The 1,245-nt window shown below is 67.8% G+C and carries 1 protein-coding gene and 1 pseudogene; both read left to right on the top strand.

From position 1 onward, the window contains the following. Positions 1 to 196 precede the first annotated feature (196 nt). Positions 197 to 568 (top strand): NADH-quinone oxidoreductase subunit A, encoded by a 372-nt coding sequence (locus E1264_RS42710; protein ID WP_207937043.1) that lies wholly within the window; start codon positions 197 to 199, stop codon positions 566 to 568. A 128-nt stretch (positions 569 to 696) separates the two neighbouring features. Next, positions 697 to 1,158 (top strand): annotated as a pseudogene (locus E1264_RS42705) (NADH-quinone oxidoreductase subunit B family protein); the annotation flags it as partial. Positions 1,159 to 1,245: the final 87 nt, after the last annotated feature.

Below are 1,245 nucleotides of genomic sequence, written 5' to 3'. Positions count from 1 at the left end.
CCGGGGGACTCCCACCCCGGGGGCGGCGGAGGGTTGCTCATCTGGTCACGTCCTTCCAGGTCAACTGACCCCAATGCAAAACCTAGTGTGCAGTAAAACTGTGACATCGCGCGCCTCCGATGTGGAGGTGCTCGGTCACATTCCCCCGGACCCCGTTCCGGGGGATACTTGCTACGACGCAGGCGAGGAGGGTCTGGTGCATAACTATTTCGACACATATGTCGTCGTAGTCGTACTGCTCGTCGTCGGTGCCGGGATCGTCGTCGGCGGTCTGGCCGCGAACCGGATGCTGCGTCCGCACCGTCCCACCGTCGAGAAGCTGACCACTTACGAGTGCGGTGTCGACCCCGTCGGGGAGGGGTGGGCGCACTCCTACGTCCGGTATTACGTGTTCGCCTACCTGTACGTCGTGTTCGCGGTGGACGCCGTGTTCCTCTTCCCCTGGGCGACGGTCTTCTCCGCGCCAGGCTACGGGGCGACGACGCTCGGCGAGATGTTCGTCTTCCTCGCGTTTCTCGCCGCCGGGCTGGGCTACGCGGGCAAGAAGGGCGTGCTGTCCTGGGTCTGACACCGGTCCGGAGCGGTCCGGATCGTTTCGGTCGGGATTGATCCGCTTGGGCCTCTGGCCAGACGGCGAGGGGCTGTAACAATGCTCCCGTGGGCACCATCGATCTACCTCCGCCGAGCGTCGGGCCGCTGTCGCGGCTGGCGCCGAAGCCGGTCAAGTTCGTGCTCAACTGGGGACGCCGCTACTCGCTGTGGGTCTTCAACTTCGGCCTGGCCTGCTGCGCCATCGAGTTCATCGCGACCTCGATGAGCCGGCACGACTTCATCCGGCTCGGCGTCATCCCGTTCGCGCCCGGGCCCCGGCAGGCCGACCTCATGGTCGTGTCCGGCACCGTCAGCGACAAGATGGCGCCCGCCGTGCGGCGGCTGTACGAGCAGATGCCCGAGCCGAAGTACGTCATCTCTTTCGGTGCCTGCTCCAACTGCGGCGGCCCGTACTGGGACTCGTACTGCGTGACGAAGGGCGTCGACCAGATCATCCCGGTGGACGTGTACGTCCCCGGCTGCCCGCCCCGTCCGGAGGCACTGCTGCACGGGATCGTCCGGCTGCAGGAGAAGATCGCGGGCGAGTCGCTCGGCGACCGCTACACCGCGAACGGGCCGGGCGGCGAACCGGTGGCCCCGCCGCCCGCGCCGCGCCCGCTGTCGCCGACCGTCCTGCGCCGCCCGATCCAGCCC

This window comes from Actinomadura sp. KC216 (assembly GCF_004348535.1).
Lineage (GTDB): Bacteria > Actinomycetota > Actinomycetes > Streptosporangiales > Streptosporangiaceae > Spirillospora.
The sequence above is the reverse complement of the archived record's forward strand: the minus strand, read 5'-3'. Positions and strand labels throughout refer to the sequence as shown.